Source organism: Acinetobacter sp. YH01010 (assembly GCF_013420775.1).
GTDB classification, from domain to species: Bacteria; Pseudomonadota; Gammaproteobacteria; order Pseudomonadales; family Moraxellaceae; genus Acinetobacter; species Acinetobacter amyesii.
In genome coordinates, this window is sequence record NZ_VOYF01000002.1 from 59,411 (window position 1) to 77,627 (window position 18,217).

At 39.5% G+C, this 18,217-nt stretch carries 23 protein-coding genes and 1 pseudogene; 15 read left to right on the forward strand and 9 right to left on the reverse strand.

What is annotated here, in order from left to right:
* Nucleotides 1–25: 25 nt before the first annotated feature.
* Together dsbD and FTT77_RS02035 are read left to right on the forward strand one after the other, a co-directional pair.
* The gene (gene dsbD / locus FTT77_RS02030) at nt 26–1,822 is read left to right on the forward strand and encodes a protein-disulfide reductase DsbD (protein ID WP_180108869.1); all 1,797 of its coding nucleotides are present in this window, start codon (nt 26–28) and stop codon (nt 1,820–1,822) included.
* Between the two features lie 2 nt (nt 1,823–1,824).
* A complete protein-coding gene (locus FTT77_RS02035) occupies nt 1,825–2,493 on the forward strand; it encodes a glutathione S-transferase family protein (protein ID WP_180108868.1) in 669 nt (222 codons plus the stop codon).
* Between the two features lie 34 nt (nt 2,494–2,527).
* On the opposite strand, the gene FTT77_RS02040 is transcribed toward FTT77_RS02035, so the two are convergent.
* Nucleotides 2,528–3,721, reverse strand: coding sequence for a GGDEF domain-containing protein (locus FTT77_RS02040; protein WP_180108867.1), 1,194 nt, complete (start codon nt 3,719–3,721; stop codon nt 2,528–2,530).
* Between the two features lie 254 nt (nt 3,722–3,975).
* On the opposite strand from FTT77_RS02040, the gene FTT77_RS02045 reads away from it, so the two are divergent.
* Nucleotides 3,976–4,545 (forward strand): FMN-dependent NADH-azoreductase, encoded by a 570-nt coding sequence (locus FTT77_RS02045; RefSeq protein ID WP_180078552.1) that lies wholly within the window; start codon nt 3,976–3,978, stop codon nt 4,543–4,545.
* Nucleotides 4,546–4,631: 86 nt separating this feature from the next.
* Here FTT77_RS02045 and FTT77_RS02050 read toward each other — a convergent pair whose 3' ends face one another.
* Nucleotides 4,632–5,543 (reverse strand): alpha/beta hydrolase, encoded by a 912-nt coding sequence (locus FTT77_RS02050; RefSeq protein ID WP_180108866.1) that lies wholly within the window; start codon nt 5,541–5,543, stop codon nt 4,632–4,634.
* 155 nt (nt 5,544–5,698) lie between these two features.
* Here FTT77_RS02050 and FTT77_RS02055 point away from each other — a divergent pair, with 155 nt between their 5' ends.
* On the forward strand, nt 5,699–6,136 hold the full coding sequence (locus FTT77_RS02055) for a DUF2147 domain-containing protein (protein WP_180024632.1): 438 nt from the start codon (nt 5,699–5,701) through the stop codon (nt 6,134–6,136).
* A 104-nt stretch (nt 6,137–6,240) separates the two neighbouring features.
* Here the strand turns inward: FTT77_RS02055 and FTT77_RS02060 are convergent, their stop codons facing one another.
* Together FTT77_RS02060 and FTT77_RS02065 are read right to left on the reverse strand one after the other, a co-directional pair.
* The gene (locus FTT77_RS02060) at nt 6,241–6,588 is read right to left on the reverse strand and encodes a Spx/MgsR family RNA polymerase-binding regulatory protein (RefSeq protein WP_180108865.1); all 348 of its coding nucleotides are present in this window, start codon (nt 6,586–6,588) and stop codon (nt 6,241–6,243) included.
* A 629-nt stretch (nt 6,589–7,217) separates the two neighbouring features.
* Entirely contained in the window at nt 7,218–8,036 is an 819-nt protein-coding gene (locus FTT77_RS02065; RefSeq protein WP_078193225.1) for an exodeoxyribonuclease III, read from the reverse strand.
* 40 nt (nt 8,037–8,076) lie between these two features.
* Between FTT77_RS02065 and pyrE the strand changes: the two genes are divergently transcribed.
* Nucleotides 8,077–8,727 (forward strand): orotate phosphoribosyltransferase, encoded by a 651-nt coding sequence (gene pyrE / locus FTT77_RS02070; RefSeq protein WP_111885133.1) that lies wholly within the window; start codon nt 8,077–8,079, stop codon nt 8,725–8,727.
* 306 nt (nt 8,728–9,033) lie between these two features.
* Here pyrE and FTT77_RS02075 read toward each other — a convergent pair whose 3' ends face one another.
* Nucleotides 9,034–9,465 carry a MarR family winged helix-turn-helix transcriptional regulator gene (locus FTT77_RS02075; protein ID WP_005108698.1) on the reverse strand — a complete coding sequence of 144 codons (432 nt, stop codon included), beginning with the start codon at nt 9,463–9,465 and terminating at the stop codon, nt 9,034–9,036.
* Nucleotides 9,466–9,471: 6 nt separating this feature from the next.
* Entirely contained in the window at nt 9,472–9,900 is a 429-nt protein-coding gene (locus FTT77_RS02080) for an organic hydroperoxide resistance protein (protein WP_005108699.1), read from the reverse strand.
* 166 nt (nt 9,901–10,066) lie between these two features.
* Between FTT77_RS02080 and FTT77_RS02085 the strand changes: the two genes are divergently transcribed.
* From FTT77_RS02085 to FTT77_RS02115, 8 genes and pseudogenes are all read left to right on the forward strand, one after another.
* A complete protein-coding gene (locus FTT77_RS02085; protein ID WP_180108864.1) occupies nt 10,067–10,312 on the forward strand; it encodes a type II toxin-antitoxin system RelB/DinJ family antitoxin in 246 nt (81 codons plus the stop codon).
* Entirely contained in the window at nt 10,302–10,595 is a 294-nt protein-coding gene (locus FTT77_RS02090; RefSeq protein WP_000221358.1) for a type II toxin-antitoxin system RelE/ParE family toxin, read from the forward strand. The genes FTT77_RS02085 and FTT77_RS02090 overlap by 11 nt, the downstream gene beginning before the upstream one ends.
* 115 nt (nt 10,596–10,710) lie before the next feature.
* The gene (locus FTT77_RS02095) at nt 10,711–11,502 is read left to right on the forward strand and encodes a hypothetical protein (protein ID WP_180108863.1); all 792 of its coding nucleotides are present in this window, start codon (nt 10,711–10,713) and stop codon (nt 11,500–11,502) included.
* 184 nt (nt 11,503–11,686) lie between these two features.
* The gene (locus FTT77_RS02100) at nt 11,687–12,409 is read left to right on the forward strand and encodes a hypothetical protein (protein WP_180108862.1); all 723 of its coding nucleotides are present in this window, start codon (nt 11,687–11,689) and stop codon (nt 12,407–12,409) included.
* Nucleotides 12,410–12,672: 263 nt separating this feature from the next.
* On the forward strand, nt 12,673–12,960 hold the full coding sequence (locus tag FTT77_RS02105; RefSeq protein ID WP_180108861.1) for a BrnT family toxin: 288 nt from the start codon (nt 12,673–12,675) through the stop codon (nt 12,958–12,960).
* Complete coding sequence (locus FTT77_RS02110) at nt 12,947–13,261, forward strand: BrnA antitoxin family protein (protein WP_107010193.1); 315 nt, start codon at nt 12,947–12,949, stop codon at nt 13,259–13,261. Before FTT77_RS02105 ends, FTT77_RS02110 begins: the two co-directional genes overlap by 14 nt.
* Before the next feature lie 36 nt (nt 13,262–13,297).
* Nucleotides 13,298–13,492 (forward strand): annotated as a pseudogene (locus FTT77_RS17335) (hypothetical protein); the annotation flags it as partial.
* Nucleotides 13,493–13,830: 338 nt separating this feature from the next.
* The gene (locus tag FTT77_RS02115) at nt 13,831–14,211 is read left to right on the forward strand and encodes a PAS domain S-box protein (RefSeq protein WP_107010194.1); all 381 of its coding nucleotides are present in this window, start codon (nt 13,831–13,833) and stop codon (nt 14,209–14,211) included.
* Nucleotides 14,212–14,317: 106 nt separating this feature from the next.
* On the opposite strand, the gene FTT77_RS02120 is transcribed toward FTT77_RS02115, so the two are convergent.
* From FTT77_RS02120 to FTT77_RS02130, 3 genes are all read right to left on the reverse strand, one after another.
* A complete protein-coding gene (locus FTT77_RS02120; protein WP_180108860.1) occupies nt 14,318–14,515 on the reverse strand; it encodes a DUF3565 domain-containing protein in 198 nt (65 codons plus the stop codon).
* A gap of 125 nt (nt 14,516–14,640) precedes the next feature.
* The gene (locus FTT77_RS02125) at nt 14,641–15,543 is read right to left on the reverse strand and encodes a sensor domain-containing diguanylate cyclase (RefSeq protein WP_180108859.1); all 903 of its coding nucleotides are present in this window, start codon (nt 15,541–15,543) and stop codon (nt 14,641–14,643) included.
* Complete coding sequence (locus tag FTT77_RS02130; RefSeq protein WP_180108858.1) at nt 15,530–15,772, reverse strand: hypothetical protein; 243 nt, start codon at nt 15,770–15,772, stop codon at nt 15,530–15,532. Before FTT77_RS02130 ends, FTT77_RS02125 begins: the two co-directional genes overlap by 14 nt.
* A 98-nt stretch (nt 15,773–15,870) precedes the next feature.
* Here FTT77_RS02130 and gshB point away from each other — a divergent pair, with 98 nt between their 5' ends.
* Nucleotides 15,871–16,815, forward strand: a complete 945-nt coding sequence (gene gshB, locus FTT77_RS02135; protein ID WP_180024622.1) for a glutathione synthase — start codon at nt 15,871–15,873, stop codon at nt 16,813–16,815.
* A 303-nt stretch (nt 16,816–17,118) separates the two neighbouring features.
* Nucleotides 17,119–18,216 carry an undecaprenyldiphospho-muramoylpentapeptide beta-N-acetylglucosaminyltransferase gene (gene murG / locus FTT77_RS02140; protein ID WP_168379398.1) on the forward strand — a complete coding sequence of 366 codons (1,098 nt, stop codon included), beginning with the start codon at nt 17,119–17,121 and terminating at the stop codon, nt 18,214–18,216.
* The last annotated feature ends 1 nt before the right edge of the window (nt 18,217 follow it).

The following is an 18,217-nucleotide window of genomic DNA, read 5'->3' on the forward strand; positions in this document are numbered from 1 at the left end:
ACAGACTGAGGATGAATTCAGCTGAATGAAACAATGGACTTATGTTGCGGCAGCGGCTGTGCTGTCGTTCAGTATGGGCGTCTCTGCTCAGGATGCATTACTTTCAGCTGAAGATGCTTTTCCTTTCTCGGTCGTCTCCGATCGTGCAGATCAGGCGGAGCTGAGTTGGGATATTCCAGCGCATTATTATCTGTATCAGCACAAAATAGAGGTGAAGCAGGGCAATCAAGTTTTGGCTTTGGATTTGCCTGCTGCTGAGGATTTAAAAGACGATAACTATGGTCATACGCAGGTGTATTACCAACAGTTGAGTTTTAAAATTCCAACTCAAAAACTGCAGACTTATCAAGTCAGTTGGCAAGGCTGTGCCAAGGATCGGGTGTGTTATCCACCACAGAGCATCAGCTTTGAAACGGATGCTTCTGGTTTGGTCACACAGCAAAATCTAGCCACTCCAAGCAAACGTTTACTCGACTTTGCAGCAGAAAATAATGCTGAACAGCCTACGGCGAATCGTTTAGATCAGCAGAGGGCAGATAATGCTGCACTGGCTTCTGAACGCTATACCGCAAGCGACCAAATGTGGTCTAAAAAATTAGCGCAAAGCTCTATATTTTATGGACTTTTGCTGTTTTTTGGCCTGGGTTTTTTGCTGGCTTTTACCCCTTGTTCATTGCCAATGCTGCCGATTTTAACCTCACTGATTGTCCGCGACAGCCGAGGTTTAAAAGCATGGATGATTGCACTGACTTTTGTCACCAGTATGGCGATGGTGTATGCCATTCTCGGCTTGGTGGCGTCGTCTGCAGGTTTGAATTTCCAGCGTTGGTTGCAACAACCCTCGACCTTAATTGCCTTTAGCGTACTCTTTGTGGTTTTTGCCCTGAATTTATTTGGTTTATTTGAACTGAAATTGCCACGCAGTTGGGTCAATCGCTTAGACCAAGCTCAGTCGATGCAAAAGGGCGGTAGTCTCGTTGGCGCTGGGGTCATGGGGATGATTTCAGCATTACTGGTCGGTCCTTGTATGACAGCACCGTTGGCAGGCGCATTATTATTTATTTCCCAAACCCAAAGTCAGTGGCAAGGTGCGTTATTGTTATTTACTCTCGGCTTTGGCATGGGGACGCCGCTATTGTTGGCCAGTGTCCTTGGCTCACGGGTCTTGCCTAAAGCAGGTTTGTGGATGAATCAAATCAAGGTGCTCTTTGCTTTCATCATGTTGGCATTGGCTTTGTATTTTATTCGACCATTGATCAGTGAAGCTTGGTTACAGTGGTTATCCCTTGCTCTGGGGCTGGTGTTTAGCGCTTATGTGCTTTGGCGCATTTTATGGCGCAGTACTCAGCTCAAATGGTTGTATATCTTGGTGTTCTGTGCAGCTGTACCTTATATTGTGTACAGTCAATATCAACACAGCCAACGTTTTTTAGTCGAAGAAAATCAACAACAAAGTGCTTGGCATGTGGCACATACAGCGGAAGAGTTTCAACGTTTATTAAGTGAAATTCCTCAAGGTCAATCCGCAATTATTGATGTCTATGCCGATTGGTGTGTGGCCTGCCAGCCGATTGAACATAAAGTTTTAAAATCGACAGTAGTGCAACAGGCTTTGGCACCGTATTACTTAATTAAGTTGGATTTGAGTCAGTATGATGCAACCCATCAAGTACTGCTCAATCAATGGGATATTTTAGGGCCACCGACCTATTTATTTTTAGATACAGCGCATCAAGAGATACGTGGACTGCGCTTGACGGGCGCATTTAGCGAGAAAGAATTGTTAGCGCAATTGGAAAAATTTAAATCGCGTGGAGAATAAAAATGATGCAATTATATATTGCCAATAAAAACTATTCGACGTGGTCTATGCGACCGTGGTTGGTGTTACACGCGTTTAATTTACCCTTTCAAGAGATCTTGATTCCGTTTTCTGAAGAAGCAGATGGCGGAGCATTCAAGCAACAAATGTTAGCCCTACATGCCAATGGCAAGGTGCCCCTGCTGCAACATGACGGTGTGATGATTTGGGACTCATTGGCGATTTGTGAATATTTGGCAGAGCAGTTTCAAGAACTCCCGTTGTGGCCCAAAGATGCCACACAACGTGCATGGGCACGGAGTATTTGCGCGGAAATGCACAGTAGTTTTATGCAATTGCGTAGCTTATGCAGTATGAATCTGCAGGCGGATTATGGTCGTCATGGTCAGATATTATGGTCTGAACATGACGAATTGCGTGCTGAAGTAGCGCGAATCGAACAGATTTGGTCGAGTCGTGCTGCGGTGGATGGCTTTCTATGCGGTGAATTTAGTATTGCCGATGCGTTTTTTGCACCCGTGGTGACACGTTTACAGACCTTTCAGTTACCTGTAAGTGACAACACACAGCGTTATATGCAAAAGATTTTACAGCATCCTTCTGTGGTGGCATGGATCACGGCTGCTCAACAGGAACAGCCAGTCCGTCGTATGGAACAGTATCCACGTTAAAAGCTCAACGCCACGTCTGATCTATATAAAAGTTTTAAACCAAATGGCTAAAGCTTTGTTGTTCAGTGTAGGCCATCACCATGTTACGACCACCAGCTTTAGCTGCATATAGCGCCTGATCAGCATGGGTCAGCAATTGTTGCGGTACCAATTCTGGCGTAGAAATGGCAATGCCAAAACTGGCTGTCACATGAATTGACTGACCATCATGCCCCCAAATTTCAAGCTGCTCAATGGCTTTTCGACAGCGCTCTGCAATGAATATCGCTTGTTCTAAGTTGGAATTTTTTAACACCAAAATAAACTCTTCCCCGCCAAAACGCCCAACTACATCACTACCGCGTAAATGTTGGTTTAATACTTGGCTGACGAGAATCAAGGTTTCATCGCCTTTATCGTGTCCATATTCATCATTGATGCGTTTGAAATGGTCTAAGTCCAATAAGACCAGTGCATATGTATCTGTTTTAGCACTATCGAGCTGTTCCAAACACTGATTGATACTGCGTCGATTAAATAAATTGGTCAGTGGGTCGACTTGACTGAGTTTTTGAATCAAATGCTCACGGTGACGCCATTGGCTCAGTAAGATTTCAAATAAAGCCAGACAGGTTAATAAAATAGGAACAATGAAAAAGATCATTGAGAAGAGCCAAAAACTATTTTGATAGCCATAGGCATGAGGTTGAAAAATCGGGGCATAGGGAATAATGCCGCGAATACTTAAATACATGCAAATAGATAAAAAAATCGTGGCTGGAATCAGCATGCTATAGACGATTTTTCGTGTAAATAGCACCAATCCAACGGTCACAAGGCTCACGTAGGAGATCATGGTGGCTGGGCTCATGACACCAATTAAATAACCATCACGACATAAAGAAATGACGAATAAGCCGACCGAAAGATAAGGTAAAACAAGCTGAATTTTTGGGTTTTCTTTTCCAGCATAGCAAGGCCAAATCAATAGCACCATTAAGCTAAAAAAGACGATGTTGGTCCACAATTGAGAGTGGATGAGATCAAGGTTAACCCACTGCCAAAGTTCAGGTGTAAAAGAAATATATAATTTCCAAATAATCCAAAGCAGATGAATGGCTGAGCCAAGCATCAGCATGAGCATACACTTTTTCAGGATACTCCAATTCATCACCACTTCATCTTCCAGTAAATAATGGGCGATTCTATTGCGAAGGATCATGTCACGTATGCTTGATTTCACCGTCATCCTGTGTCTTTGCCCTGTTCGAGTTATCAGTTTTTTTCTTAAAGTTTATATAGATATCATTTTATAGGCTTACATTAGCATGAAAATTTACACTTGATAACGGTCAAGAACCGCTCAGTAATTTTAAATTTTTTACGAGTTCAAAAAGATTGTTCTAAAAATAAAACATAGTGTCATAAGGATCGGGATTATTCTATTTATGAAAAGTGATTACACTAGGCTCAAGTTAATAACAACAGCTTTAGGTTTTAGTCATGAAAATTTTGCATATTGATTCAAGCATCATGGGCGACGCTTCAGTTTCACGTCAACTCAGCGCTGAAATTGTACAACAGCTACAGCAAAAACATGGTGATGCGGCACAGGTTCAATATCTCGATTTAGCAGTACAGCAGATTCCACATCTCAGCAGTGAAATTTTGATGGGTCAAAATGCAGAACAATCGGCTTTAGGCGAGCAGTTGTTACAACAGTATTTAGATGCCGATGTGGTTGTGGTTGGTGCTGCTATGTATAACTTCGGTTTGCCATCAACTTTGAAAGCATGGATTGACCGTATCAGTGTTGCAGGTCGTACCTTTAAATATACAGAACAAGGTCCAGTGGGTTTGGCAGGTGACAAAAAAGTCTATATTGCCAGCAGTCGTGGCGGTGTGTATGGCGATAACAGCCCTGTAGATTATCAAGAAGGTTTATTAAAAGCCGTGTTTAATTTCACAGGTGTCAGCGATATTGATGTGATTCGTGCCGAAGGTGTCAATATGGGACCAGATATGAAAGCACAGGCAATGGCGACAGCTCAGGCTCAAATTCAAGCCATTTAACAGATTGACATTTCCCTCTTAGGTCAGCATCTGCTGACCTTTTTTTATGGTGACTTTGATGCATTTCAGGGATTATTTTTCAACGATTAATCCTGATCCAGTCGATGTGCAAAATCGGCTAAATCACTTAGCGCACGCTGTCCTTCTTCAAACCATGGGCTAAACATTTGGAAGTTATGCCACATGCCAGTGTATAACTTGAATTCGACATCTAGGCCGGCTTCTTCTGCTTTGACTTTAAAACGCTGCGCATCATCCAATAAAATTTCTTTAGAACCCACTTGAATATGAATCGGAGGTAGTCCTTTGAGCTCTGCAAAAAAAGGCGAGACCAATGGATCAGCTCGATCGACCGAGCGGGGTACATAATAATCAATGCCTGTTTCAAGGGCTTCTATGCTTAACAGCGCATCATGCTTACGGTTATAACGCAAAGACTCACTGCTCAGCGTCAGGTCTAAAAACGGTGACATCAACACCAAACCACTGACTTGTGGAAGTTGGTGCTGTTGAATTTTAAGGGCTAAGGCAAGCGCCAAGTTTGCACCACAAGAGTCGCCTGACAAAATAATATCTTTGGCTTGAACCCCTTGATCTAATAACACCGCATACACATCAAAAAGGGCATCGAGTGCTTCAGGGAACTGTGCTTCTGGGGATAAAGGATAATCCAAATGTAACACTTGCATTTGCGTGCGTGCCGCAACTTGAGTCAGAAACGCCCGATGCGTGTTCATCGAACCCAAGAAAAATGCGCCCCCATGAATATGAAAAATGAGTTGGGTCGATGCCTGTTGAGGTTTGATTTCTTCGGCTTTTAAGCCGGCTAAGCGAATAGGACGAATTTGTACATCCGGGTTTTGGGGAAATGCACGACACATTTGTTCCAAAGCAAACCTTAAAGTATTGGGCGGTAAATTGAATTGGCTCGGCCCACGAATTGTGGTTTTTAAAATGCTTTCTGTAATCAGTTGTTTCGTCAGTGGCGATATCTTCATTGTCTTTCCATCTTTTTCTATTTTTGGAATCGTGTGAGCATATTTACCAACACAAATTACAAGGTTACACTAAACGGTCACATACAAAAATTGATAAATTGTTGTGACTTTTGGATACTAATGTCGTCTATATCAGACCAGGGAAATAAACAAAAATGAAAAAAATTGCACTAGCATTAGGATTGATGAGTTTAGCCGCATTTGCAAATGCTGCAGATCCGCTAAATGGTACAACTTGGAAAACCATTGATGATAAAACCAAGCAGCCAAAAGCGATTGTAAAATTCACTGAGCAAAAAAATGGTACGCTTTCTGCGAGCATTCAGTCAGTTTTGACACCAGGTGAAGAGAACGCTTGTAAAAAATGTGAAGGCCCATATCACAATAAATCATTAAAAGGCTTACGTATTGTGACAGGTCTTAAAAATGTAGGTGGTACAAGCTATGAAAACGGATCAATTTTGGATCCTCAATCAGGTAAAACTTACAAGTTAAAAGGTCAATTGGCTGATGGTGGCAAAAAACTAGAGCTTCGCGGCTTTATTGGCGTTGCTGCTTTAGGTCGTAATCAAACATGGATTCGTGCCAACTAATTTGACATGATTCAAACAAAAAAAGCCTGACAATGTCAGGCTTTTTTATAGCCTATTTTCAGCCACAATTGAACTAGAGTCGTGCATGAGTGTGATAAAAAAATTTATTTCAATGCACGGTAAGCGCTTTCATCAAAGCCAACCAATAAATCGCTACCTGTATCGAGTACAGGACGTTTAATCATGCTGCTATGCGCTATTAAACATTGAATCAAATTTTCTTCACTGGCTAACGCTGTCTGTTGCTCTTCTTCACTGAGTTTTTTCCATGTGGTGCCTTTTTTGTTGAGAATCACATCAGCGCCTTTGGCATTAAGCCATTTTTTTACGGTTTTAGCATCAATCGCTTGTTTTTTATAGTCATGAAATTCGTAGCTTAGGCCTAATTCGTTGAGCAAGTCGAAAGCTTTTTTCATGGTATTACAGTTTTTGATGCCATAAATTTTAAGCATGAACAGGTGTCCTCAATTATTCAAACAATAAGATAAAAATACAATTCAGCATTATCCTACAGGCTAATTCATCAATGCTCAAAGCTCGATCTGGATGTGGATTGAGAAATAAATGTTTTGCTGTAAAAGTCGCATGTAATAAATATTGGGTATTGTCATCAAAACGACATTTTGGTCTTTTAGAATAGCCTACAGAACAAAACGATGCTCAGAAAAGAAAGCGATGCAATAACAAGAAAATTCAGCTTAAGGTTGCACAGTCAAAAGTAGAAAGAAAGCGAGAATAAGAAAATGCTGTGCAGATCGAATTTTTAGCTGTTTTATTTGGGGGATGTTTGAGTCTATAGATGTGGGGACTAGATAAGAGAAAACCCGCATTTAATCATCCTGATCATGCGGGTCTCAATCCAACGTCCATTGTCACATCCTTGAAAACAAGCTAAATCATTTAGTTTGTTTTTATACTTCCTTCGGCGTCCAATCCTTTTATGTCATCCTGACATGTCCCTTTGCCGTGCGACCATAATGCTATGTTCAAGTTATGAGATAAATCCACAAATTCGTCATGTAATGTGAGAAATAAGCTCTAATTGAGTAAACAATCGTTCACTCAATTAATTGTTGGCAGCTTAAATTTTATAATCAATAATCACAGGGGCGTGGTCGCTAAACCATTCATCTTTAAATATCCAAGCATTGACTGTACGTTCTTTCCAGTCTGGTGAACATGCATGGTAGTCGATACGCCAACCCACATTTTTGGCACGCGCTTGTCCTCGGTTAGACCACCAAGAGTAAAGCTCGGCTTCTTTACGTACCTCACGGAAGGTGTCGACATAGCCAAGCTCATCATAAATATGATCGAGCCATGCACGTTCATGTGGTAAGCAGCCTGAAGCCTTTTGGTTCCCAGACCAATTTTTAATATCAATACGTTTGTGTACGATGTTGTAGTCACCGCAAACAATCACTGACTTATTTTCAGCACGCCATTGCTTCAAAATTTGTTGATATTCGCCTAAAAATAGGTCTTTGCGCGCCTGAGCTTCTTCACCCGATGAACCAGAAGGCAGGTAGAGCGAACAAATATGTGCAGTTTGTCCAAGTCCTAAATCGAACTCAGCAGAAATAAAGCGGCCTTGAGTGTCTGCCAATTCAAAACCTAAACCATCTGTCACTGAAACAAAAGGTAGGCGGCTATAAATCGCAGTACCGGCATAGCCTGGACGTTCTGCAGGGAAAAGGTGTGTAAACCAACCTTCGGGTTTAAATTTATCGGTCCATTGTTCATGGGTAATGCGGCTTTCTTGCATGCAGATGACATCGGCATCTGAAGTTGCCATCCAGTCAAAAATACCTTTTTTTTCAGCGGAACGCAGACCATTCACATTAATTGAAACGACACGTAAAATTTTTTGATCACTTGGATAGCTACTCTTTGGTATCATGCTCAGGTTTAACCTCAAACTTAAAAAAATGGAGCACCTCATGACAGCGCAAGCGGCATTTAATCCACAAGCTTTTATCGAACTCGCATTATCACGTGGTGTGCTTAAATTTGGTGAGTTTACTTTAAAATCGGGTCGTGTGAGTCCTTATTTTTTTAATGCAGGTCTACTGAACGATGGTGAAGCCTTATCATTATTGGCTTCTGGCTATGCAGCTAAATTAACACAATGCGATAATGTGGAAGTGGTCTTTGGCCCAGCTTATAAAGGTATTCCATTTGTAGCAGCTACGGCTGTCGCACTGTCACAAAACCATGGTGTGAGCGTACCTTGGGGCTTTAACCGTAAAGAAGCGAAAGACCATGGCGAAGGCGGTGTATTGGTCGGTGCGTCTGTTGAAGGCAAAAAAGTCTGGATCATTGATGATGTGATCACTGCGGGTACAGCGATTCGTGAAGTAGTAACTATTCTGAAAAATGCCGGTGCACAAATTGCGGGCGTATTGGTGGCGCTAGACCGTCAAGAAAAAGGTCAGGGCGATTTGTCTGCGATTCAAGAAGTGCAAAAAGAACTCGAAATTCCAGTTCATGCTTTAATTACAATGAAAGATTTGATGACGTTCTTAGAGGCTAAAGGTGAAACTGAAGCTTTAGCGAAAATGGAAGCGTACCGTGTGAAATATGGGATCTAAGATTTTTTAGATTTTAAGGTTGTTAAAAAGGAAGCGGAAGCTTATTTTTTCATTTGTTTTTGAGCATAGCAGTGTTTAGTCAAGCTAAACACTAACGTGGAATATTGATCAAATGTAATACGCTGAACGTGAAAAATCATTAAAAAAAGCCCAACAGGAGATGGTTGGGCTTTTTGCTATACGATAAAGGTATGAATTATAAGAAATAAAAAAGAGCATTTCGTATAAGGTGTATTATGTTAATTTTAGAAAAATTAATTAATTTTCAGAATCATAGTGACTCATATCACCAGATAATAAGATTTCTTAAATTTTCTCTGATAACACTTTAACCAATGACTTTAATTCTTCTTTTAGTTTATTTAAATTTTCAAGTTGAATACTTTGAGTCAGCTCTTTAGGAATCATTTCTGCGGCAGCTCGTAGCTCTCGACCCTTTTCTTTTAATGAAATAAGGACTCTTCTTTCATCATTAGGATCACGTGATCGATTAATAAGTTCAGACTTTTCCATTCTTTTTAGTAAGGGCGTTAGTGTCCCACTATCAAGATGTAAAATTTGTCCAAGATCACCCACACTTACACATTCTTTTTCCCACAAAACCAACATCACTAAATATTGAGGATAAGTGAGTCCGAGAGGTGTAAGAAAAGGGCGATAAGCTTTTACGATTAAATTAGATGCAGCATAAATAGGAAAACATAGTTGCTCATCTAGGCAAAGCTGATTCTTGGACATAGCTTTTTATTTGGTATAGACAGTGGTCGATACCTGTATATTACCTCGAATAGCGTTGGAATAAGGACATACTTGATGCGTTTGTTCCACGATCTTCTCTGCATCAGCTTGTGAAATACCTGAAAGAGTGACATCTAAGTGTACTGTTAAGGAAAATCCACCATTGCCATTAGCAACCATGCCAACAGTACTCAGGACTTCTACATCGTTATCACGGATTTTATGTTCTTTATTGCTACGAGTTACATGGATCACGGCATTTCCAAAGCATGCAGCATAGCCAGCTGCAAATAATTGCTCAGGATTCGTTGCATCACCTCGACCACCTAATTCTTTTGGCAAAGCTAATTTTAGTTCTAAGATACCATCTTCACTACGAATATTCCCTGAACGTCCACCGATTGCTTTAACTTGGGTAGAATAAAGATTACTCATTTTAATTACCTTCAAATAATATATTGTGTGCAATATAATTGTATAAAATTTAATTTATGTCAATTTTTTTTATATGCGATTTAACATAATGGCGGTTATACGAAGTCGACTTGTAATGCAATTTGCATTACAGTACTCCTAGTACATTAAATAACTGGGAGATATGATGGCTACTGTTAACTTCAGGGTCGATGAAGCCCTTAAAAAAAAATCCTATTCCATCCTTAAAGAACAAGGTATTGCACCTACAGATTTCTTTACTAGTATTCTTGAGTATGTTGCTACGACTGGGAAACTACCTGTCAAAAAAGCTTTGCTTTCAGAAGAAGATGAAGAATTGTTAGCTCTTGTCCGTAAGCGCATTAATGACCCTAAAGAGATGTTTGAGGAAGTCACATTAGATGACTTATAAGCTTTTACGTCACAAGGACTTTACAGCAGAATGGGAAAAACTCCCTGTTGCTATACGGGATCAATTTAAGAAGAAACTAGCCAAAGTCATAGAGCAGCCACATATTCCAAAGAATATGCTGAGAGGCGATCTTGCAGGTTGCTATAAAATTAAATTATTAAAAGCTGGTGTCAGACTTGTCTATCAAGTTAAAGATGATCAGGTAGTTATCTTGCTCATCACAGTCGGGAAACGAGCTGATAGCATAGTTTATGACGAAGCTAAAAAGCGCATTAAAGACTAAAAATGGGAGCTTATAGCTCCCATTTTTTGACTTCGTATAACGTGTATTATGTTAATTTTAGAGAAACTAAACTGATTCAGATTTAAAAAATAAACTCTATTAAAGAGAAAAAATAATGCAGCACAAAGTAATGGTCTCTTTATGTTTGGTTTTTCTTATAGGATGTACACCTAAAGAAAAATCATATATTCCTCAGGAAGGAGATCTAGTGACATGGAAACAGAATCCACAATTGATAGTTAAAGCGAAACTTGGACTGAGACGAGAACATATACCTGATCAATTTGATTATGAGTTTTATAGACCTGCACGAGAACACTATTTAGGTCAATTTCCAATTGATTATACACCTGAAAAATTTGAACCTATTGCACAACAAGAAGCTGACAGTTTGCCGATGCCTGATTCGAATCGACAATTACAGTTTGATTTAAAATTAAGCAATTTAGATTTTCAAGCAACAGATGGCTATTTACCTGATCATGATGACCAAGTGAGAGTCAGGATCGAAGGTCTTACCATAGATATGCGAGCTGAGAAATTAGACACATATAAGACATTTTTACAAAGGAAAGAATTTTTTAAGAAAAATTCAAAATTTGAAAAATATGGTCTGACTTGTTACCCAAAAAAAGTGGCTGATAATTTCTATGGTTGTTATGGGAAATCCAAAGAACAGGATGTTGTTGGTGTTTTATTGGATGTAGTTGCTTTAGAAAATACGGTAGATAATCGATTTGTTCAAATTAGAGGAGAGAGTTATGAGCCCAATAAATATGGCGGTATATGGGTTCAGTGGGAAACGAATTTAAATAATTGGGACAAATGGCAAGAGATAGATAGTGCAATTTGGCGCTTATTAGGTACATGGAACTCTGCTCCATCACCTCAAAAACTAACTAAATAGTTCCCCATTTAACATAATGGCTGTTATACGCAATAAAAAAACCTGGGCACCAACCCAGGTCTAAAATTTAAAAAACAGATAAATATCAGTGCAATAAACTCATTTTTCTAATTTCGCATAACGCGTATTATGTTAATTTTAGGAAAGCTCACTAATCATCAAATTAAAAATATAAGAGAGACTTATGGACTCATATCTTAATTCAGGGGCTGGTTTTCCTGCTGGAACACGTATAAATACAGACAAAGGTTTAATCGCCATTCAGAACATTAAAGTCGGAGATTTAGTACTGTCAAAGCCAAAAAATGGTGACGGAGAGTTATGCTATAAACCTGTTATAAGAATATCTACTTGTGAGAATAGTGAGATTTGGGAGCTAACCTATTTCCAAATTAAAGCAAATACAGATTTATCAAAATTAAATAAAAGCAAATTATTGCAACTTTCTCGCAAAGGAAAAATGGTCAGTAATATGCTGAGGTCTAATCAGACATTCTGGGTTAAGAATATTGGATGGACGCGCTTGGATGAGTTGAAGAACGGTCAAGCTATAGAAACATCTGATCAAGAAATCATTGGTCTTGTTTTTATGGTGAATCCATTACGAAAAACAAGTATGGAAAATGTGGCTGGAAGTTACCATCCTAGCAATATATTTAATGCGGATAAAAAAGGTTTTGATATTGAAAATGTTGAATATTTTACTTTTATCAAATATGGCTTAGAAGGACCTATCGAATGTATAGGTGATGATAATGTACCTAGTCCAATATGTGTTAATGGTGAAAGTGTTCACATTCTCTCAGAGACATTCCGATTAAAAACTTACAGCTTTGACGTTGAGGATGATTATACTTGCTTTATTACGAAGCTAGGATTGTGGGTTAATAATACTGCCTATAAATAATATAAGAAATAAATTACTAATTTTCTTATTTAACATAATAGAGCTTATACGAAATGCGTTTTTAATATTACTTTAAGATCAGTATCTTATCGTTATTCATACCCTCTGGAACGTTCTCGTTCAACCGACTTGGAAACAAGTCGGTTTTTTTATGAACAGTTTTGATAGTTCTTGCCAATAAATCTGACTAAAAATTACGCTTTTCAGCTTGAGTGATACAATTTTGTGATACATTATTGTATATACAAATTTGAATGTTTTTTATGGAACAGTATTTCGAATGGGATGAGGCTAAGAATCGAAAGAATCAGAAAAAGCATGATATCTCTTTTGAAACTGCAAGCCTTATATTTGAAGATCCTCTACGGATCTCAATCCTAGACAGACATACCAATGGGGAAGAGCGTTGGCAAACCATTGGTAAGGTCAAAGGAGTACTGATGTTATTAGTTGCTCATACCATCTTTGATGAAGATGACTGTGAAATCATACGAATCATTAGTGCAAGACAAGTAACCAAAGCGGAGCGCAATCAATATGAGCATGGTTAGATATACACGCGAAGAGCTGAATGAAAACTTCAGTGACAAGCAAGATGCTGAAATTAAACGCTTGCTTGCTAAGGGAACTGTGTCTGATAATCAATTAGACCTGTCTGATATTCCCGAAATCACCGACTGGAGTAATGCAGTTCGTCATGGGCAATTTTATCGTCCAGTGAAGCAACAGACTTCAGTTCGTCTAGATGCTGATGTACTCGCATGGTTGAAATCACAAGGTAAAGGCTATCAAACACGTATGAACAAAATTCTACGTGAAGCAATGCTAAATGAACGTAAAAATCATCAATAAAAAAAGGGAGTTATAAACTCCCTTTTTTATTTCGTATATCTGGGTGGTAGTTTAATTTTATTAAGTTTATTGATTATCTCTTTGTCATCTTTGTACTACAGCAGTGGATCAATTTCTGTACATTATATCCAATCGCCTAAAAGTGAAGTTTTTTAATGGCTAACCATTGTGTTCTCTCAAACACTTGGTACCGCACTTGGTGATTGGATCGCTGATACTCAAGGGATAGGATAAGCTGTCTTTTTTTATTTTAGGTAAAATAATGGAAAATAAAATTTTTATAAAAACAGCTAGCCCACCGAAATGAACTAACTGGTGTCGTTTTGCGCCAACTTTTACTTAAAAAATACTAACCCTGAGGGAATGGAACATTAGTTAGTAGAAGTATTATATTAAAAAAAACACAAAGATGTATTCAAAATACATTTAAACATTAGTTAAATAACTTATTTTTAAGATAGCCTTATTTTTGATAGTAGTAATAGAACATCTAGTATTCCTAACTACTCTAAATGGGGCTACTGTGCAATCAACCAGAAAGAAAAGTTTTCATTAAAAGGAGTTATAAAATGAGTCATAAGGAACTTGCCGAATTCATTATAGAGCAAACTAGTGATGCATTAATTTATGCTGATAATCACGGTAATATTCAACGTTGGAATGATGCGGCTAGCCAATTATTTGGATTTTCCAAAGATGAAGCACTTGGACAAAGCCTTGATATCATAATTCCTGAACGTGCTCGTAAAGCTCATTGGCATGGTTTTAACATTGCTATCCAAAATGGAAATCTTAGACTATCGGGCAAACCAACTTTAACGAAAGCACTTCATAAAGATATAGATAAAAGACTCTATGTAGAAATGAGTTTTTCTTTAATTAAAGATAATGATGGTCATGTTCAAGGAAGTGTTGCTATCGCCCGTGATGTAACAAACTCAAAAAAATAAGATTTTTTTTTACACTTTATAGTTCTTCTAAAATTAACATAATACAGCTTATACAAAATTTCAAAAAAATAGCCCCAGACTAAGGGGCTATTTAACATAAAATCTCTTATACGAAACCCTCTTTATCACACTTCTTACATTTCAACATTATCCCTAACTTTTCTTTCCGTCCTTGTTCAGTCATCACCCAAGGACGGTTTTGCCAAGGCGGATCATGCCGCACATGCTGCGTGTGGCCGCAGGCTAAAATGGCATACCAATGATTTTCATCATCCAAGGCAAAATCAACAATGGCTTGCTGCATATCGGACACCTATCTAAACTGAACTTATGTTGAAAAGGGAAGAGAGCTCATCTTGAATAATTACAACGGTTTGAATATCAAATTGTTAAATAAACTGTGAAATTTGGTTTATTTCTGCCGCACGCTTAGGCCGCGACAATTCTATTTTTCCCGCCATGTTTGGCTTTATACAGCGCTAGATCAGCACGCTTAATTGTATCTTCGTAGGTACAATCTTCAGGCATGATGGTTGTAACTCCTATGCTCACGGTGACATGCGCGTTATCTATTGAAAAACGACTTAATTCTTTTCTGGAATGTTCATGAATCCGTTTGGCAAACTGGATGGCCTGCTCGCAGCCCGTGTTGGGTAATGCGACTACAAATTCATCTCCACCTAAGCGGCAGGCGCAATCGGTCTTGCGCAGCGTTAAACGAAGAATATCTGCGACTGCTCGGATTGCCTCATCACCGACATGATGGCCTTTGCTGTCGTTGATTTTTTTGAGGTTATCAAGATCGAACATCAAGATCGAGGTCTGTATGGAATGTCGTAGGTATGACTCATAATGTAATGCTAAGTCATGCTCTAATTTTCTTCGATTGAAAAGACCGGTTAACTGATCTGTATGGCTGAGTTCCTTCAGCTTGATTTCCAAGTTGTGACGCGCTGAAATATTACTTGCGACCCAAAGTACAACGTCTTCTTCATCTACCGAAAAACTGAGGGCTTGGATGCGCACTTCAAACCAAATGGGCTCTTCAGGACCATAATCGGGCAGACCTTTTACATCCCTATTGCGCAATTCGTACTCTTCGATGAGTAGATTTCCTGATGCTAGAGCTTGGCCGATCAGTTGCATAAACAAGTTGGCTTTATCTGGCTTGATCACATCTGAAATATAGGTACCAACAAGACCGGAACCATCATGGTAATAGCGATTATCGCGTCCACCAAAAACCGCAACGTATTTTCCACTACGCGATATGACAAAAGCAGGGTCTGGCAAAGCATCAAGAATGATAGCCATCTGCTCAATGTTGATCATTAATTAATTCTATTTCTTGATTTACAATAATTAACACAATAGCTAAAAAAAAATTAAAAGCACGTGTTTTTTTACCAAAAATAGTGATGAGTGAGATGTAGGTGTGATGAATATCTGTATCGAGGTTTGGCATCGATTTACGCAGGCTTAACGCCATAATATTTTCACAGCTTATTTCCTTTATGGAGATAAGGCCGATGATAGAAATATATCGAATTATCGCCTGCATCACACGAATCCATACATACACATGCAAAATCAGAATAAACAAAAGAAAAATCTCGGCTATACTCATTCATAAATTGATAATGAACAGAGCACTGAATAATGCGTGTACTTGTTGTGATGGATCCCATCGAAAATGTAAACCTAAAAAAAGATACCTCAATGGCGATGCTATGGGCAGCAGCACGTCGTGGACATGAGCTAGGCTATGCATTACAGCAAGATTTATATATCGATCAAGGCAAAGCCTTTGGTTTGATTTCTCCGCTAAAAGTTTTTGAAGATTACAACCACTATTACGAACTCGGCGAAAAACAAAAAGAATCAATTGCTGCTTATGACGTGGTTTTGATGCGTAAAGATCCGCCGTTTGACATGAACTTTGTCTATACCACCTATATTTTGGAACAGGCTGAACGCGAAGGCGCATGGATTATTAACAAGCCACAAAGTCTACGTGACTGCAATGAAAAATTGTTTGCGACGCAATTTCCTGAACTTCAAGTACCGACCTTGGTGACTTCACAACAAAGTCTGATTCGTGAATTTTTACAAGAACATGGTGATGTGATTGTGAAGCCATTAGACGGCATGGGCGGCATGGGCATTTTCCGTTTATACCAAGATGGCGTTAATATCGGTTCAACCATTGAAATCCTGACCAATAACGGCACACAGCCGATTATGGCGCAGCGATACATCCCTGAAATTGTGGATGGTGACAAACGTATTTTGATGATCAATGGCGAACCCGTACCATATTGTTTGGCGCGTATTCCGCAAAATGGTGAAGTGCGTGGCAACTTGGCGGCAGGTGGTTTGGGCGAGGCGCGTCCATTGACCGAAAATGATAAAGCCATTGCAGCCAAAGTCGGACCATTCCTTCGTGAAAAAGGTTTGGTCTTTGTTGGTTTGGATGTGATTGGTAATTACGTGACTGAAATCAATGTCACCAGTCCGACCTGCGTACGTGAAATTGATGCGCAATTTGGCACCTCGATTGCCGATGATTTATTTGATGTCCTTGAGACAGGTTTAAAAGCTTAATTTTGCACTAGATTTAAAAGAGTCCTTCACGGGCTCTTTTTTGTCCTGCGCTAAGGGGAGGGGAGCTTAAAAAGCAAAAAAAAATGTAAGTGAATGCAATTAAAGTGAAAAATTGTCTGATTTTTTTTCAATTCTCATAGATTAATAATAAAACTAGTTTAAACTTTTAAAATAGTAGAAAAAAACAATCATACGCCTGTTGAAAAAAAGTAAATTACCTTTCACGGTCATGCGTTTGTGATTACAATTGTTTGCTTAAAATCGAATATCATTAGCCTCTTTTTAGAATTGAAGAATTAGACAGTGACCGAAGTAACGCAAGTAAAGCCGAAACATGTCATGATGATGGCTGCCGGAACCGGTGGTCACGTCTTTCCAGCGCTCGCTGTTGCCAAAGAGTTGCAACAACAAGGCTGTGAAGTTTCTTGGCTCGCAACGCCAACAGGCATGGAAAATCGCCTGCTTAAAAATCATAATATTCCAATTTATCAAATTGATATCCAAGGCGTACGCGGCAATGGAGTCGTGCGTAAGCTGATGGCACCATTTAAAATTCTCAAAGCTACATTGAGTGCCATGCGTTATATGAAACAACTCAAAGTCGATGCAGTTGCAGGCTTTGGGGGGTATGTGGCTGGGCCGGGTGGCTTGGCAGCTCGTGCATTGGGCATTCCAGTCATTATCCATGAACAAAATGCGGTGGCAGGTTTTACCAATACGCAGTTGTCACGTGTGGCCAAAATTGTTTGTCAGGCATTTCCAAATACCTTTCCAGCACAAGATAAAATCGTAACCACAGGGAATCCTGTACGTAAAGAAATTACAGAAATTTTAAATCCGTCATGGCGTTACCAAGAGCGTGAAAAAGCTGGGTTGCCATTACGGGTTTTAATTGTGGGTGGCTCACTGGGCGCACGTGCCTTAAATGAATGTGTGCCGGCAGCCTTGCAGCAATTAGAACAGCCACTCAGTGTATATCACCAGTGTGGTCAAAATAACGCTGAAAGCACATTGGCTCGTTATGCAAATGCACCTGAACATATGCAAGTTGAAGTTCAGCCGTTTATTGAAGATATGGCAGCAGCCTATTCTGCAGCGGATTTGATTATCTGCCGTGCTGGTGCGCTAACCGTCACTGAAATTGCGACAGCAGGTGTAGCAGCCGTGTTTGTTCCTCTGCCAAGTGCAGTGGATGACCATCAAACTGCAAATGCAGGGTTCTTGGCCAATATCAATGCCGCAAAAATTTGCCCACAAGCGGACATGACCGCAGAAAGTTTAACAGCGTTGTTGAAGCCGCTGATGAATCGCCAACGACTTATGGAAATGGCGGTTAAGGCTCGACAACAGGCACAACCCGATGCGACACAGCACGTGGTTGGTTTAATTCAAGATTTGTAAA

What these genes read in the sequence shown, in the direction of transcription:
- dsbD (WP_180108869.1), top strand. Translation starts at nt 26, where the DNA reads ATGAAACAATGGACTTATGTTGCGGCAGCGGCTGTGCTGTCGTTCAGT.
- FTT77_RS02035 (WP_180108868.1), top strand. Translation starts at nt 1,825, where the DNA reads ATGATGCAATTATATATTGCCAATAAAAACTATTCGACGTGGTCTATG.
- FTT77_RS02040 (WP_180108867.1), bottom strand. Translation starts at nt 3,721, where the DNA reads ATGACGGTGAAATCAAGCATACGTGACATGATCCTTCGCAATAGAATC.
- FTT77_RS02045 (WP_180078552.1), top strand. Translation starts at nt 3,976, where the DNA reads ATGAAAATTTTGCATATTGATTCAAGCATCATGGGCGACGCTTCAGTT.
- FTT77_RS02050 (WP_180108866.1), bottom strand. Translation starts at nt 5,543, where the DNA reads ATGAAGATATCGCCACTGACGAAACAACTGATTACAGAAAGCATTTTA.
- FTT77_RS02055 (WP_180024632.1), top strand. Translation starts at nt 5,699, where the DNA reads ATGAAAAAAATTGCACTAGCATTAGGATTGATGAGTTTAGCCGCATTT.
- FTT77_RS02060 (WP_180108865.1), bottom strand. Translation starts at nt 6,588, where the DNA reads ATGCTTAAAATTTATGGCATCAAAAACTGTAATACCATGAAAAAAGCT.
- FTT77_RS02065 (WP_078193225.1), bottom strand. Translation starts at nt 8,036, where the DNA reads ATGATACCAAAGAGTAGCTATCCAAGTGATCAAAAAATTTTACGTGTC.
- pyrE (WP_111885133.1), top strand. Translation starts at nt 8,077, where the DNA reads ATGACAGCGCAAGCGGCATTTAATCCACAAGCTTTTATCGAACTCGCA.
- FTT77_RS02075 (WP_005108698.1), bottom strand. Translation starts at nt 9,465, where the DNA reads ATGTCCAAGAATCAGCTTTGCCTAGATGAGCAACTATGTTTTCCTATT.
- FTT77_RS02080 (WP_005108699.1), bottom strand. Translation starts at nt 9,900, where the DNA reads ATGAGTAATCTTTATTCTACCCAAGTTAAAGCAATCGGTGGACGTTCA.
- FTT77_RS02085 (WP_180108864.1), top strand. Translation starts at nt 10,067, where the DNA reads ATGGCTACTGTTAACTTCAGGGTCGATGAAGCCCTTAAAAAAAAATCC.
- FTT77_RS02090 (WP_000221358.1), top strand. Translation starts at nt 10,302, where the DNA reads ATGACTTATAAGCTTTTACGTCACAAGGACTTTACAGCAGAATGGGAA.
- FTT77_RS02095 (WP_180108863.1), top strand. Translation starts at nt 10,711, where the DNA reads ATGCAGCACAAAGTAATGGTCTCTTTATGTTTGGTTTTTCTTATAGGA.
- FTT77_RS02100 (WP_180108862.1), top strand. Translation starts at nt 11,687, where the DNA reads ATGGACTCATATCTTAATTCAGGGGCTGGTTTTCCTGCTGGAACACGT.
- FTT77_RS02105 (WP_180108861.1), top strand. Translation starts at nt 12,673, where the DNA reads ATGGAACAGTATTTCGAATGGGATGAGGCTAAGAATCGAAAGAATCAG.
- FTT77_RS02110 (WP_107010193.1), top strand. Translation starts at nt 12,947, where the DNA reads ATGAGCATGGTTAGATATACACGCGAAGAGCTGAATGAAAACTTCAGT.
- FTT77_RS02115 (WP_107010194.1), top strand. Translation starts at nt 13,831, where the DNA reads ATGAGTCATAAGGAACTTGCCGAATTCATTATAGAGCAAACTAGTGAT.
- FTT77_RS02120 (WP_180108860.1), bottom strand. Translation starts at nt 14,515, where the DNA reads ATGCAGCAAGCCATTGTTGATTTTGCCTTGGATGATGAAAATCATTGG.
- FTT77_RS02125 (WP_180108859.1), bottom strand. Translation starts at nt 15,543, where the DNA reads ATGATCAACATTGAGCAGATGGCTATCATTCTTGATGCTTTGCCAGAC.
- FTT77_RS02130 (WP_180108858.1), bottom strand. Translation starts at nt 15,772, where the DNA reads ATGCAGGCGATAATTCGATATATTTCTATCATCGGCCTTATCTCCATA.
- gshB (WP_180024622.1), top strand. Translation starts at nt 15,871, where the DNA reads ATGCGTGTACTTGTTGTGATGGATCCCATCGAAAATGTAAACCTAAAA.